Origin of the sequence: Parasphingorhabdus marina DSM 22363 (assembly GCF_900128895.1) — a bacterium.
GTDB classification, from domain to species: domain Bacteria; phylum Pseudomonadota; class Alphaproteobacteria; order Sphingomonadales; family Sphingomonadaceae; genus Parasphingorhabdus; species Parasphingorhabdus marina.
The window spans coordinates 883037-897919 of the sequence record NZ_FSQW01000001.1 but is presented as its reverse complement, the minus strand read 5'-3'; the positions used below and the strand labels follow the sequence as shown (position 1 = coordinate 897919).

Here is a 14883-nt window from a genome sequence, read left to right as displayed (position 1 = left end):
TCAACCGGCTCATGAAATCAAGTTGCGAAGCGCAATTGATGCACGAAAACAAAAAAGCGTTGTAAAAATGATACAAGTGCAAATCGCGGGGAAAGCATTGATTTTCGATGCAAAAGGTTGAGGAGGAACCTGAAAATGACACGCAATCTGTTGGGACTGATGACCCTGGCCACATTGCTGGCGGGCTGCGCCGGCGGCAGCGACAGCACGGATAACTCCAGTGATAGCGCCGAATTGCTGGCCCCCGGGGAAACCGCCGGAGAGGCCGCCAATCCCAACCGCAATGTCTATTTCGGTGATCTCCATATCCATACCCGCAACAGCTTTGACGCCTATATTTTCAACGTCCGTGCCACACCGGAGGATGCCTATAAATTCGGACTTGGCGAAACGGTCAAGCATCCGGCGGGTTACGACCTCAAGCTCGAGGGACCCGCGCTCGACTTCATGGCGGTAACAGACCATGCCGCCTATCTGGGCCATTTGCCGGCTATGGATACAGAGGGCACCGAGATTTCCAAGCTCGATATTGCCAGGGACATGTTCAGCACCGATCCCGACAAGATCATCGCAGCCTTCCAGCTGATCGGCGGTGCCGTCCGTGACGGCCGGAAAATGGAAGGCGTGTTTGATCCGAAAATTGTCGGAGATGTCTGGAAGCAAACAATTGCTGCGGCCGACAAATATTATGACCCCGGAAAATTCACGACTTTCACCGCCTATGAATATACTGCCGTCCGGGTGACCCGCGGCGAAGGCGGCGGCTTTGCCGGCGGGAATCTGCACCGCAATGTCGTGTTCCGCGGCAGCGCGCCGGACATGCCGTTCGCCACCGTCGATTCCACCAATCCGGAAGACCTGTGGACCTGGATGGACGACCAGCGGGACGCCGGTCATGACGCCCTCTCCATTCCGCACAACAGCAATGTCTCGGATGGCGAGATGTTCAAGATGGAAACCTATCGCGGTGCACCGCTCACCAAAGCCTATGCCGACCAGCGCATGCGCAATGAACCGATTGTGGAAATCACTCAGGTCAAGGGCACGTCCGAAACCCATCCGTCGCTGTCACCCAATGACGAATGGGCGGACTTCGGCATTTACGAATATCTGCTGTCATCGGAAGTGAAATCCAAAACCGCGACCGGCGACTATGTCCGGCAAGCCTATGGCAACGGCCTGCTGTTGCAGGACAGGATCGGCGCCAACCCGTTTCACTTTGGCCTGATCGGATCGAGCGACACCCATGTCGTGGGCGGGTCGTTTGACGAAAAGAATTTCTGGTCCAAGATAGGAGTTGTTGATGGGACACCGGAATCGCGTGGATCGGTTCCGCCGGAAGGCAAGAAAAGCTGGGATGGTGTCACGGTAGATCCGCGCGCCGCGAACTGGTTTTCGCGCTGGGGCGCCTCTGGTTATGCCGCGGTCTGGGCTGAGGAAAATACACGGGAAGCAATATTCGACGCCATGCGCCGCAAGGAAACCTACGCGACCACCGGAACGCGGATGAAATTGCGCTTTTTTGGCGGCTTTGGTTATGACGAGAGCATGCTCGACGATCCGGACATGGTCAGCAAGGCCTATGCCGGTGGCGTGCCGATGGGCGGTGACCTGATCGGCCAGGGCGACGCGCCCGGCTTCATTATCTGGGCAATGCGGGACGCGCTCAGTGCGCCGCTGCAACGGGTGCAGGTGGTCAAGGTCTGGACCAGCGGCGGGGAAGTGATGGAAAAAGTCTTCGATGTTGCCTGCAGTGATGGCGGGACTGTCGACGCGAATTTCCGGTGCCCCGACAATGGTGCAACGGTGAACCTGACCGACTGCTCGATTTCGGATGACAAGGGCGCGCCGGAATTGAAGACCTTCTGGCGCGATCCGGAGTTCGAGACGGCACAGCGCGCATCCTATTATGTGCGGGTGCTGGAAAATCCGGTTTGCCGCTGGTCGACCTGGGATGCGCTCCGGGCGGGGGTTGAGCCCAATCCTGCGCTGCAAAAAACCATCCAGGAGCGCGCCTGGTCGTCACCGATCTGGTATGTGCCTGCGACTTGAATCCCGGATAGCGACACGTGAAAATATTTCGTGATCCGATCACGCATTTCCTCCTGATCGGACTGGTTCTGGTTGCGATCAACTCCATCTGGACTGCTTGGCAGGGCGAGCGCGGTCGAACGATCCATGTCAGCACCGAGGAAATGGCCCGGCTTGAAAAGCTCTGGGCAAATACCGCGGGACGTTTGCCCACCGGTGAAGACCGACAGATGATTATTGACCAGTATGTCCAGGACGAAGTGCTGATGCGCGAAGCAGAACGGCTTGGGCTGGGCGATGATGACACGATCATTCGCCGGCGGCTGGCACAGAAAATGGACTTTCTGATCAGTGACAATGCGCTCGCAGAACCGGACGAGGCCGAATTGCGCCAGTGGTTTGAGAATAACCGGGACCGGTTCGCGGCCAGCGAGCGGCGCAGTTTTGTCCATGTCTATCTCAGTCCCGAGCGCCATGGCGCGCAGGTCGATGCGGTCGCACAGGATGCCCGCCGCCGGCTCGATGCGGGCGCGGACTGGCAAACGCTTGGCGACCCGTTCATCCAGAAACGCAGCTATGCCGCTCTTCCGCAAAGCGAGATCACCCGGTTGTTCGGCACCGCATTTGCGGAACGCCTGTTTGCGCTGGAACGCGGACAATGGAGTGAGCCGATCGGATCGGCTTATGGTCTGCATCTGGTCCGGGTCGAAACCATCGACAGCGCTGCTGATGCCGAGTTTGAGCCGATCCGCGCCGAGGTGCAGGCGGCATGGCAGGAGCAACAGGCGATTGAGGCCCGGCAACAGGCCATTCAGGATCTGGTGGCCGATTATACTGTTATCGTGGAAGAGGCGGACAGTGAAACCGGGGACAACGGAAATTGATCGCACCGCGCTGCCTGTTGCTGATCATCCTGCTCGCACTGTTCTTTCCTTTCGAATCCGTCAGCGCCCATGAAATCCGGCCAGCCGCCTTGCAACTCACCGAAACGGCAGACGGAATGGTCGAGGTCGAGTGGAAGCAGCCGGTGCTGTCTGGCCGCAAACTGAAAATGCGGCCCGTTCTGCCGGACCAGTGCCCGGTACCGGAGACAAGCCGGCAGGTGCTGACCGGCCAGGCTGTCGTCGAGACATGGTCCGTGCCCTGCCGTCTGGACAAAGGCATCTTGAAAATCGAAGGGCTCGATCAGACGCTGACCGATGTTTTTGTCCGCATCACCCGGGCCGACGGCACCGAACGCACCGATCTGCTGCGCCCGGCCAGTGCCGCGTTGCAGCTGGGAGAAGCCGGTGGCTCGCCAGCAGCCAGTTATCTGCTGATCGGGGCGGAGCATATGCTGTTCGGCTGGGATCATTTGCTGTTCGTGCTCGGTTTGCTGCTGCTCACCCCGGTGCGCCAGCTGCTTTGGGTGATTACGGCCTTCACCGTCGGTCACAGCGTGACGCTTGCAATTGTCGCGCTCGGACTGTTCACTCTGCCCGGAGAACCGGTCGAGCTGCTGATCGCATTGTCTATCCTGTTCCTTGCCATCGAGGTCGTCCGCAAATGGCAGGGGAAAACCAGTCTTACGATCCGCCGGCCCTGGCTGATCGCCCTCGCCTTCGGGCTGCTGCATGGCCTCGGTTTTGCCGGTGCCTTGTCCGAAATCGGCCTGCCTGCAGGCACCGAGCTGCTGGCGCTGCTGCTGTTCAATATGGGAGTCGAGCTGGGCCAGATCCTGTTTGTCGGCCTCATCCTTGCGGCAATGTGGCTGCTCCGCACATTGTCTGTCGACCAGCGGAAATGGATCGAGATCCCGGCCGTCTATCTGGTCGGCGGCCTCGGCGCCTTTTACACGATGAGCCGGATCATCACCTGAGTTCCTGCTTGGCGGCTCCGGCGATCATCGCTAGAGAAATCCGGGAATCGCAATAACAGGACAAATCATGCCGCAACTCATTCTCCTCCGCCACGGCCAGTCGCAATGGAATCTGGAAAACCGTTTCACCGGCTGGTGGGATGTCGATGTCACCGACAAGGGCGTGCAGGAAGCGCGCGAAGCCGGGCGTCTGATGAAGGAAAAGGGCATCCATCCCGAACTGTGCTTCACCAGCCTGCAAACCCGGGCCATCAAGACACTCAATCTCGCGCTGGAAGAGATGGACAGACTGTGGCTGCCGGTGGAAAAGAACTACCGTCTCAATGAACGCCATTATGGCGGACTGACGGGTCTCAACAAGCAGGAAACCAGGGAAAAGCATGGCGACGAACAGGTGCATATCTGGCGCCGCAGCTTTGATACCCCGCCCCCGCCAATGGCCGCCGACAGCGAGTATCAGATGACCACGGACCCACGCTATGCCGGCATTGAAGTCCCGGCTACCGAAAGCCTGAAGGACACGATCGCCCGGGTGCTGCCTTACTGGAAAAGCCGGATTGCACCCGAATTGCAGAATGGCAAGCGCGTGCTGATTTCCGCACATGGCAACAGCCTGCGAGCCCTCGTCAAACATCTGTCCGGCATTTCAGACGACGAGATTACCGGCCTCGAGATTCCAACGGGTCAGCCAATTATCTACGAACTGGATGACAGTCTGAAAGAGATTGAGCGCTATTATCTTTCCGAGAAATAGGCGGGCGGTAGTAGGGTACAGGAGTCAGGTCCCGGCGTCTTTCTTCGCATACATGGCGGCATCAGCCCGCGACAGCAATTCCGTTACCGTATCCCGCGGTCCGACAAAACAATAGCCGATCGCCACACGCAGGCTGAGGGCCGTTTCCTGGTACTGAATTTCGGATTTGCTGATTCTGTCCAGCAGAATTGAAATTTTTCGTTCCACTTCATCCCCGTCGAGATTGTCGAGCAAGATCCCGAATTCATCGCCACCGATTCGGGCAACGAAATCCGATTGCCGGACATGAGTGGACAGCAATTGGCCCAGATGAGACAGCGCCAGATCTCCGGCACCGTGACCGTGGTTATCGTTGATTTTCTTCAGATTGTTCACGTCGAGAAACAGCAATGCGCTGTTGTCGCCATAACGCAGGCAGCGCGCCACCCTGTTTTCGAGGCTTTTGATGAAGTACCGGCGATTGGGCAAACCGGTCAGAACGTCATGATGGGCCAGGCGTTCCATTTCCTGCAGGCGTGCCTGCAGACCCTGCATTTGCTGCTGCAGGTCCTCACATTTGCTGCACTCATTTTGATCGCCGGACTGGCGCGACTCGTCATCGCTCACAATGCGTATCCTTTGGAGATATCCATTATTACTATTATATGCTGCGACGCTGTTTTGTTGTTGGTGGACGTCTACAGTCAAAAAAACGTAACGCAAGCCCTGTCTACTTTTGTCAATTCTGAGATTACTTGCTTTTGTTGTGTGAAATTGCCATCTGACCGGGCTATTTCATGTTGGTCATTCTGCATTGCACCGCGTTCGATTCGAGGCTAGACGAATGTGCTTCCGGCAGAAATTTCAGGTGGGTGCATGACCGAAGCAAATCCCCAGATAGGTATCATCATGGGCAGTCAGTCCGACTGGGCCACCATGAGTCTCGGCGCACAGATCCTCGATGAGCTGCAAGTGCCGCATGAGGTGCGGATCGTCTCTGCACATCGCACACCGGACCGACTGGTCGAATATGCCAAATCTGCTGCGGAGCGCGGTCTGAAAGCGGTCGTTGCCGGGGCTGGCGGCGCCGCGCATCTGCCCGGGATGGTGGCGTCGATGACACGGGTGCCGGTGCTGGGCGTACCGATCCAGTCGCGAGCGCTCAATGGCATGGACAGTCTGCTGTCCATTGCCCAGATGCCGGCCGGCATTCCAGTCGGCACATTGGCTATCGGCGAAGCCGGAGCCAAAAACGCGGCCTTGCTGGCAGCGGCCATTGTCGCCAATGAAGACACCGCCCTCGCTGGACGTCTCGATGCGTGGCGCCAGGCACAAAGTGATGCCGTTGCAGAAACGCCGGCGTAAATGAAACCGCTCGCACCCGGATCCACCATCGGTATTTTGGGTGGCGGCCAGCTTGGCCGGATGCTGGCGGTCGCTGCTGCACAGCTCGGCTATCGCTGCCACATTTATGCGCCGGATACAGACAGCGTCGCGGCCGATGTTTCGGCAGCGTTTACCTGCGCGAAAGATGATGATCTGGACGCGCTGGGCCAGTTTGCCGACAGCTGCGACGTGGTGACCTTTGAATTCGAGAATGTCCCGGTGGGGCCACTCCATGCGATCGAGAATCGTGCACCGCTGCATCCCCCGATTGGCGCGCTCGATATTGCCCAGAATCGGGTGGCCGAAAAAACCTATGCCCGCGACCAGGGCGGGACCACAGCGCCCTTTGCCGAAGTGACCGACCTGGCTTCGCTTGAGCAGGCCCTGGACGAAACCGGCTGCCCGGCTATCCTGAAAACTGTCCGGATGGGCTATGACGGCAAGGGTCAGGCGCGGATCAAATCGGCGGACAATCTGGCGAAGCACTGGGATACGGTGGGCCAGCAACACAGTATTGCCGAAGGCTTTGTCACATTCAGCCATGAATTTTCGGTGATTCTGGTGCGCGGACAGGACGGCGAAATCCGGTTCTGGGATACGCCTCATAATGTGCACGAAAACGGCATACTCGCCCACTCGCTGGCCCCGGCACCTCCGGAAATTCTTGCCCAGGAAGCACCGGCCCGGGAGCTGGCCGCCAGAATGGCCGAAGCCATGCAATATGTCGGTGTGCTGACCTGCGAATTTTTCGCCACTGCCGACGGTCCGATATTCAACGAAATGGCGCCGCGTGTGCACAATAGCGGCCACTGGACCATCGAAGGTGCGGTCACCAGCCAGTTTGAAAACCACATCCGCGCGATTTGCGGCCTGCCGCTGGGCGACACCGGACTGGCCGCCACCCGTGTCGAGATGCACAACCTGATCGGCAAACAGGCAGATGACTGGTCCGGCCTGCTTGCCGATCCGGCCAATCACCTGCACCTGTATGGCAAGGGCGAGACCCGGCCCGGACGCAAGATGGGCCATGTCACCAAGCTGCATTTCTGATCCGTTCGAGCTGGAGATCGACACAGCATGACCGATCCTGAAATCATCCTGATCTTTGCCCGGGCCGATAATGGCGTGATCGGTCAGGATGGCGGCCTGCCCTGGCATCTCCCCGCGGACCTTCGCCGGTTCAAGGCGCTGACCCAGGGCAAGCCGCTGATCATGGGTCGCAAGACGTTTGACAGTCTCCCCGGTCTGCTGCCCGGCAGGCGACATATCGTCCTCACGCGCGATACTGAATGGCAGGCCGAAGGCGCCGAAACCGCCCATCAGCTACAGGATGCCATCGCTCTCGCCAATACGCCGGAAGCCATTGTCATTGGCGGCGCGGAAATCTATCGTCAGTTTCTGCCACTGGCCAAACGGATCGAAATGACCGAAGTCCATTTTGCGGCAGAGGGGGACACATATATGGATGATCTGGATCTGTCGGACTTTGCCGAGACTTTTCGCGAAGAGCACCAGCCCGAAAACGGCCGACCCGGCTATGCCTTTGTGACGCTCGAACGGACAGCATCATGAAAAAAGCTCTCCTGTCCCTCACGGGACTGATCGTCATCGCCGCCATCGCCTGGTTCACTCTGTCGCCGAGCATTTTCGAAAAACAGACCAACATGATCGACGGCAAGCCGCTTCCCGGGATCCGGGCCGAGGCACAGGAACTGCATGACAGCCTGTTCATCGTCGACCTGCACAGCGACACGCTGCTGTGGAAGCGCAAGATCACCGACAGTGTCGATTATGGTCATGTCGACATGAAACGGCTGCAACAAGGCAATGTCGGCCTGCAGATTTTCTCCAGCGTGACCAAGACGCCCAAGGGTCAGAATTACGACAGCAACAGCGCCGAGACCGACAATATCACGCTGCTCGCGATATCGCAGCTGCAGCCCTTCCGCACCTGGTTCTCGCTGTTCGAGCGGCAGATGTGGCACATGACCAAACTGGACCGCGCCGTGGCGGATTCGGAAGGCCAGCTTGCCGCGATGGCGGTGTCGGACAATGTCACGGCACTGCGGTCCCTGCGCCAGTCGGAACGCGAGCAGGGCACGCAGCCCCGCACGATCGGCGTCATGTTCTCCGCCGAAGGCCTGCAGACCCTGGAAGGCAACCGCGAAAATCTCGAGAAATTCTATAATGCCGGCATGCGGATGGCCGGACTGGTGCATTTTTTCGACAATGAGCTGGCCGGTTCGATGCATGGCGAGGAAAAAGGCGGGCTGACCGAATTCGGGCGCGAGATTGTCCGCGACATGGAAGAAATGGGGATGATCGTCGATATCGCGCATTGCAGCCATGCCTGTGTGGCCGACATCCTCGCCATGGCCCGGCGCCCGGTGGTGTCCAGCCATGGCGGGGTGCAGGCGGTATGCGGCGTCAACCGCAACCTCAGCGATGAGGAAATCCGCGGTGTCGCCGCCACAGGCGGGATTATCGGACTGGGCTACTGGGACGGCGCCATGTGCGACACTGACCCGAAAAGCGTCGCGAAAGCGGTGCTCCATGTCCGCGATCTGGTCGGGATCGAGCATGCCGCGCTCGGCAGCGACTTTGACGGGGCGGTCACCACCCGATTCGACACCAGCGGCATCGTCCATGTCACCCAGGCCCTGATGGACGCCGGATTGAGCGAAGAGGAAATCCGCGCGGTGATGGGCGGCAATGCGCTCAGGGTGCTGGAACAGGGCCTGATTCCGTTGCTCCAGCTGCCGGAAGAAAATCCGGAGCTTGATCAATCCGGGGAATCTGGCCAATAGCCCCGGCATGACAAGGCTCAGTGGAAATGACCGGATCGAGGGCGACCTGCGTGGCGCGATCATCGCGCTGGGCAATTTTGACGGCTTTCATCTCGGGCATCAGGCGGTTGCGCAAGTCGCACTGGACTGGGCAAAGGCGGAAGGCCGCCCCGCAATCATCGCGACATTCGATCCGCATCCGGTGCGCCATTTTCAACCCGACACGCCGCCCTTTCGGCTGACCACGCTCGACCAGCGCGAACGGTTGTTCGGCGAGGCCGGGGCAGCGGCCATGCTGGTGTTCGAATTTGGGGCCGCTCTGGCCAGCACGACGGCCGAGGACTTTGTTGCCCGCCTGCTGGTCGCGCGATTTGGTGCCGCCGGGATCGTCACGGGCGAAGATTTCACTTTCGGCAAGGGACGAGGCGGCAATGTCGAGGTGATGCGAACTGTCGGCGCACCGCTGGGCCTGACCACAAAGATTGTCGGCCCGGTCAGCGACGGCGTTGCGGTGATCTCGTCCAGCCGGATTCGCGATGCCCTGAAGGCAGGCGACTGCGCAACCGCCAACAGCCTGCTGACCCGGCCGTTTGCAATTGAAGGCACGGTCATCCACGGCGACAAGAATGGCCGCAAGCTCGGTTACCCTACCGCCAATATCGACATGGGCCAGTATCTCCGGCCGAAATACGGGATTTATGCGGTCCGCGGGCGCCTGCCCGACGGGCGTGTTGTCAATGGTGCTGCCAATCTCGGTATCCGCCCGACATTCGATCCGCCCAAGGAACTGCTCGAACCCTATTTCTTTGATTTTGCTGAAGATCTCTATGGCCAGACCATCGAGGTGGAATTGCACCACTTCCTCCGCGGCGAGCAGAAATTTGATGGCCTCGATGAACTGAAGGCGCAAATGGAGAAAGACTGCGACCGGGCGCGGGACCTGCTTGCATGATGCGCAAACTGCTCTGGGGTCTCGGCGGCCTCTGGATGCTGATCCTGGTCATCTTGTTGCTCAACAGCTCGCGCTGGGCCCCGCCGCCATCAGGAAAAATGCAAATGATCGCCCATCGCGGCGTGCATCACATTTACGACCCGACCGGAGTCGGCCGGGATGACTGCACCGCGATCCGGATGTTGCCGGGTCAGGAAGATCTGGAGATTTTCGAAAACACGATCCACTCGATCCGGGCCGCGGTCAGTGCGGGCGCCGACATGGTCGAAGTCGATGTCGCCCCGACCAGCGACGGGCATATGGTCCTCTTCCATGACTGGACCGTTGATTGCCGCACCGAAGGCAAAGGTGAAACGCGCAGCCTGACGCTCGCCCAGTTGCAGGCGCTCGACATCGGCCATGGCTATTCGGCGGACGGCGGCGCGACGTTCCCGCTGCGCGGCAAGGGGGTTGGCAAGATCCCCACGGTCGAACAGGCCATTGCCTCGGAAACCTTCAAGCCGTTCCTGTTCAATTTCAAAAACAATGACCCGGCCGAGGCCGATCAACTGTTCGCCATTCTCCGGAAAGCCGGCCGCGATCCGCTGGCAGAAGGCGACGGCTTTTACGGCGCCGAGGTACCGGTACAGCGGATGCGGGAGCTGATGCCCGGGGTCTGGACCTGGTCGAAATCGGGCGTGAAAGCCTGTACCCGGGACTATGCCTGGATGGGCTGGCTGGGGATCACGCCCGAAAGCTGCCGGGACGGCACTTTGGTGGTTCCGCTCGACTATCAATGGCTGATCGCCGGATGGCCCAACCGCACGCAGGCGCGCATGGATGCGGTCGGCGCACATATTCTGCTGATCGGTCCGATGAATGACCGCGAATCCACGCGCGGACTGACCCGGGGGGAGCAGCTGACCGACATCCCGGCCAGCTTCGCCGGCCATGTCATGGTCGAGGATATCCGCAAGGTCGGGCCGGCGCTGGTTCGCTAGCTGTCGGGACGGGGAACACCGGCGTGAAATCCCGCTTGCACCAGCGCCTTGCCTCGCCTAATCCCCGCCAATCATGACTGACAGCCCATCTGACACCAAACCCGATTACAAGGACACGGTTTTCCTGCCGAAAACCGGATTCCCGATGAAGGCCGGCCTTGCCAACAAGGAACCGGGTATTCTCGAACGCTGGGAAAAGATGGATCTGTATGGCCGGCTCCGCGCCGCGCGCGACGGGCAGGAAAAGTTCATTTTCCATGACGGCCCGCCCTATGCCAATGGCAACATCCATATCGGCCACAGCCTCAACAAGACATTGAAGGACATTGCCGTCCGCTCGCAGAACCTGCTCGGCAAGGACGCGCCGTTCGTGCCCGGCTGGGATTGTCACGGCCTGCCGATCGAGTGGAAGATCGAGGAGCAATATCGCAAGAAAAAACGCAACAAGGACGAGGTTCCCGCCAGCGAATTCCGCGCCGAATGCCGCGAATATGCCGACAAATGGGTCAATGTCCAGCGCGAGGAATTCAAGCGGCTGGGCGTGCTCGCCGAATGGGACAAGCCCTATCTGACGATGGACTATGACGCGGAAGCCGCGATTGTCGCGGAACTGCTGAAATTCGCGGAAGCCGGGCAGCTGTATCGCGGTGCGAAACCGGTGATGTGGTCGCCGGTCGAAAAGACCGCGCTGGCCGAAGCCGAAGTCGAATATGAGGATATCACTTCGACCCAGATCGATGTGGCGTTTGAAATTGTCGAAGCGCCGAATGCACCCCGTATAGAAGAAATTATTTCTGGCGGAGACAAGGTTTTCGCAGCTATTTGGACGACCACGCCATGGACGATTCCGGTCAATCAAGCGTTGGCATACGGAACGGACGTCGAGTATGTGTTGCTGCAACCATGGGTAGCCTTTCCCAATGTAGACGAAGATCAGGTCAAAGGCGCACAACAACGTCTTGAAGAGCTCAACCTACATCCTGGCCCCAAGGGATATTTCTTGGTCGCCAAAGAACTGGTGGAGCAGTTTAATGCACGGCTGACTTCGACTTTACAGAAGGTTGATCTTTCCGAATTCGGTGTCGACGAAATTGAGTTTGATCCAGAATTGGATTTTTCGATCAATGAAGACGGGACCACACCGGATAGATTGATAGTCGGCTCCCAACTCGCCGGTGCCGTCGCGAAGCACCCGATGGCGGACAAATTCCCGAGCAGTGATTTCTTCACCAAACCGCGCCCCTTCCTCGACGGTTCAAGCTTCGTTACTACCGAAGCGGGCACCGGGCTTGTCCATATGGCGCCCGATCATGGCGAGGATGATTTCGAGTTGTGCAAGGCCAACGGCCTGAACCCGGTCTTCGCCGTTGATGCCGACGGCGTGTACAAGGAAGACTGGGCCTGGCTGCCGCGCACCGACGAGCGGGCGGGCAATGTCATCAACAAGAAATTCAACGCCCCCGACGGGCCGATCTGCAGCGACCTGCGCGACGCCGGGGCGCTGCTTTCGGCCAGCGCCGATTTCGCGCACAGCTATCCGCACAGCTGGCGCTCGAAGGCGAAAATCATCTATCGCTGCACGCCGCAATGGTTTGTGCCGATGGACACCGACCTGACCCATCTGCCGGCCAAGCATCTGCACGAAAAAAGCTGGGAAGATGAAGGCGGCGCGGTCGACATGAAGGACGAGACTTTGTGCGGCTCGCCCAGTCTGCGCCAGATCGCGCTGACCGAAATCGACAGGACCCGCTTCGTTCCCGAACGCGGCCACCGCCGGCTGCAGTCTATGCTGGAGGGGCGCCCCGACTGGGTGCTGTCGCGCCAGCGCGCCTGGGGCGTGCCGATTGCGCTTTATGTCGATCGCAAGACTGGCGACTATCTCAACGATCCCGACGTGAATGCACGGATTGTCGAAGCCTTCAAAAAAGGCGGTGCCGATGCCTGGTTTGATGCCGATCATCAGGAGTTTCTGGGCAATGCCTACAGTCTTGATGACTATGAAGTGATCACCGACATTCTCGATGTCTGGTTTGACAGCGGCTGTACCCATGCCTTTGTGCTGGAAAGCGGCAAATGGCCCGATCACCAGAGCCCGGCCGATCTCTATCTTGAAGGCAGCGACCAGCATCGCGGCTGGTTCCAGTCGAGCCTGCTCGAATCCTGCGGCACCCGCGGCCGTGCGCCTTACAAGACCGTGCTGACCCACGGGATGACGCTCGACAAGAACGGCAAGAAGATGTCTAAGTCGCTCGGCAACACGCTCGATCCGCAAAAGATCATCAACGTCAATGGCGCGGATATCCTGCGCCTCTGGGCGGCGAGTGTCGACTTTACCGAAGACCACCGGATCGGTGATGAAATCCTCAAAGGCGTGACCGACAGCTATCGCAAGCTGCGCAACACCTTCCGCTACATGCTGGGCGGTCTCAGCGATTTTGCCGAAAGCGAGCGGGTCGCGGTGGCAGACATGCCGGAACTGGAACGCTATATCCTGCACCGCCTCGCCGAGGTCGATCGCGAACTCGAACAGCATCTGAACAATTTTGCCTTCGGTCCCTATATGCGCACGCTGACCGCGTTCGCGCAGGACGATCTCAGCGCGTTTTTCTTCGATATCCGCAAGGACTGTCTCTATTGCGATGCGCCGGATGATCCCAAGCGCATGGCCTACCGGACAGTGATGGATAAATTGTTCCACGCGCTGACCCGCTATATTGCGCCGGTTCTGGTCTTCACTGCCGAAGAAATCTGGCAGAGCCGGTTCCCGGACGAGGAGGACAGCATCCACCTCAAGACCTGGCCCGAAGTCGACAATCGCTGGGAAGATGCCGCGCTGGCCGAAAAATGGCAGCAGATCCGCAGCGCCCGGATGAATGTGACCGAAGCCATCGAGCCGTTGCGGCGCGAAAAGACGATCCGGTCCAGCCTCGAGGCAGAAGTGGTCTATCCGCTGGCCGACGTGCCGGTAACCGCCGAGGAATTTGCCGAACTGTGCATTGTCGCCGAAGTGCAGGATGGTGCGGAGATTGCCGTTACCAAGACCGGCCATGACAAATGCGGCCGCTGCTGGCGCCTGCTCCCGGATGTGCCGGAAGACGGCGCACTGTGCGGACGCTGTGACAAGGTGCTGAACGGATGACTGACGACAAAGCTGTCCGCCGGTACAGAATGACCGGGCTGATCATCGCATTCCTGATTTTCGCTGCCGACCAGTTCACCAAATATATGGTGATGCATCCTCTTGATCTGAAAGCGAAGGGCCAGATCGTCCTGCTGCCCTTTTTCAACCTGACCTGGGCGGAAAATTACGGCGTTTCCATGGGCTTTCTGACCGCTTCCACGGATTTTCAGCGCTGGGCTCTGGTCGCCCTGACGGGACTGATCGGCTTCGCCGTGCTGATCTGGATGTGGCGCGAACAGGCGAAATGGGATATTTTTGCGCTGTCTCTGGTTCTGGGCGGGGCGATGGGCAATATTCTCGACCGCGCCCGGCTCGGTTATGTCGCCGACTTTGCCGACCTGCATATCAATGGCTTTCGCCCGTTTCTGATCTTCAACGTGGCCGATGCCTGTATCAGTATCGGCGTGGTCATCCTGCTCGGACGCGCACTGTTGTTGCGTGACCGGACTCCAGAGGCTAATGACTGACGGCAAGATATTCAGCTTGGCGAAAGTCAGGCTGTGGCACTGGGGCTGCGAATGGCCCCGTAGAGTTTTTGAGGGAATGGAATATGCGTAAATCACTTGTTGGTCTCAGCCTGTTGTCGCTGGCCGGATTGTCCGCATGCGGTTCGAGCGGCCTGTTTGACCGGGACCGCCCGGATGAATTCGCCGTATCCCGACAGCCGCCACTGGTCATTCCCCCCGATTTCACCCTGACTCCGCCCAAACCGGGTCAGCCGCGTCCGCAGACCGGCAACACCCAGCAGCAAACCCTGCAGGCCATGTTCGGTGGCAGCCAGCCACGCAGTGTCACGGAAAATGCCATTGTCGGTCAGGCCGGCGATGCCGATGCCGGGATCCGCTCCTCCGTGGGTGACCCGGAAACCAATACGGTCGACAAGGGCAGCGTAACGCGCGACATTATCGCCGCGCCCGAAGGCGACGGCCAGAACGCCCAGGCCGCGACACCCGAGTAATTCTGCCAGGCAGTATGA

Annotated in this window: 14 protein-coding genes; 13 read left to right on the top strand and 1 reads right to left on the bottom strand. The window is 59.3% G+C overall.

What is annotated here, in order from left to right; all coding sequences use genetic code 11:
- Positions 1-135 precede the first annotated feature (135 nt).
- From BUQ90_RS04500 to gpmA, 4 genes are all read left to right on the top strand, one after another.
- A complete protein-coding gene (locus BUQ90_RS04500) occupies positions 136-2052 on the top strand; it encodes a DUF3604 domain-containing protein (protein ID WP_074203905.1) in 1917 nt (638 codons plus the stop codon).
- Between the two features lie 17 nt (positions 2053-2069).
- Positions 2070-2915 (top strand): peptidyl-prolyl cis-trans isomerase, encoded by an 846-nt coding sequence (locus BUQ90_RS04495; RefSeq protein WP_074203904.1) that lies wholly within the window; start codon positions 2070-2072, stop codon positions 2913-2915.
- A complete protein-coding gene (locus BUQ90_RS04490) occupies positions 2912-3889 on the top strand; it encodes a HupE/UreJ family protein (RefSeq protein ID WP_074203903.1) in 978 nt (325 codons plus the stop codon). The genes BUQ90_RS04495 and BUQ90_RS04490 overlap by 4 nt, the downstream gene beginning before the upstream one ends.
- 67 nt (positions 3890-3956) lie before the next feature.
- Positions 3957-4643, top strand: a complete 687-nt coding sequence (gene gpmA, locus BUQ90_RS04485; RefSeq protein ID WP_074203902.1) for a 2,3-diphosphoglycerate-dependent phosphoglycerate mutase — start codon at positions 3957-3959, stop codon at positions 4641-4643.
- A 24-nt stretch (positions 4644-4667) separates the two neighbouring features.
- Here the strand turns inward: gpmA and BUQ90_RS04480 are convergent, their stop codons facing one another.
- Positions 4668-5249, bottom strand: coding sequence for a GGDEF domain-containing protein (locus tag BUQ90_RS04480; RefSeq protein ID WP_074203901.1), 582 nt, complete (start codon positions 5247-5249; stop codon positions 4668-4670).
- Positions 5250-5498: 249 nt separating this feature from the next.
- On the opposite strand from BUQ90_RS04480, the gene purE reads away from it, so the two are divergent.
- The 9 genes from purE (at position 5499) to BUQ90_RS04435 (ending at position 14865) form a co-directional block, all read left to right on the top strand.
- Complete coding sequence (gene purE / locus BUQ90_RS04475) at positions 5499-5987, top strand: 5-(carboxyamino)imidazole ribonucleotide mutase (RefSeq protein WP_074203900.1); 489 nt, start codon at positions 5499-5501, stop codon at positions 5985-5987.
- On the top strand, positions 5988-7058 hold the full coding sequence (locus tag BUQ90_RS04470; RefSeq protein WP_074203899.1) for a 5-(carboxyamino)imidazole ribonucleotide synthase: 1071 nt from the start codon (positions 5988-5990) through the stop codon (positions 7056-7058).
- Positions 7059-7085: 27 nt separating this feature from the next.
- Positions 7086-7580: a dihydrofolate reductase gene (locus BUQ90_RS04465; protein WP_074203898.1), complete on the top strand. Its 495-nt coding sequence runs from the start codon at positions 7086-7088 to the stop codon at positions 7578-7580.
- Entirely contained in the window at positions 7577-8815 is a 1239-nt protein-coding gene (locus BUQ90_RS04460) for a dipeptidase (protein WP_074203897.1), read from the top strand. Before BUQ90_RS04465 ends, BUQ90_RS04460 begins: the two co-directional genes overlap by 4 nt.
- Before the next feature lie 7 nt (positions 8816-8822).
- On the top strand, positions 8823-9746 hold the full coding sequence (locus BUQ90_RS04455; RefSeq protein WP_074204873.1) for a bifunctional riboflavin kinase/FAD synthetase: 924 nt from the start codon (positions 8823-8825) through the stop codon (positions 9744-9746).
- Positions 9743-10726, top strand: a complete 984-nt coding sequence (locus BUQ90_RS04450) for a glycerophosphodiester phosphodiesterase family protein (RefSeq protein WP_084192483.1) — start codon at positions 9743-9745, stop codon at positions 10724-10726. Before BUQ90_RS04455 ends, BUQ90_RS04450 begins: the two co-directional genes overlap by 4 nt.
- A gap of 73 nt (positions 10727-10799) precedes the next feature.
- On the top strand, positions 10800-13865 hold the full coding sequence (gene ileS / locus BUQ90_RS04445) for an isoleucine--tRNA ligase (RefSeq protein WP_074203896.1): 3066 nt from the start codon (positions 10800-10802) through the stop codon (positions 13863-13865).
- Complete coding sequence (lspA, locus tag BUQ90_RS04440) at positions 13862-14374, top strand: signal peptidase II (protein WP_074203895.1); 513 nt, start codon at positions 13862-13864, stop codon at positions 14372-14374. The genes ileS and lspA overlap by 4 nt, the downstream gene beginning before the upstream one ends.
- 83 nt (positions 14375-14457) lie before the next feature.
- On the top strand, positions 14458-14865 hold the full coding sequence (locus tag BUQ90_RS04435; protein WP_074203894.1) for a DUF3035 domain-containing protein: 408 nt from the start codon (positions 14458-14460) through the stop codon (positions 14863-14865).
- The last annotated feature ends 18 nt before the right edge of the window (positions 14866-14883 follow it).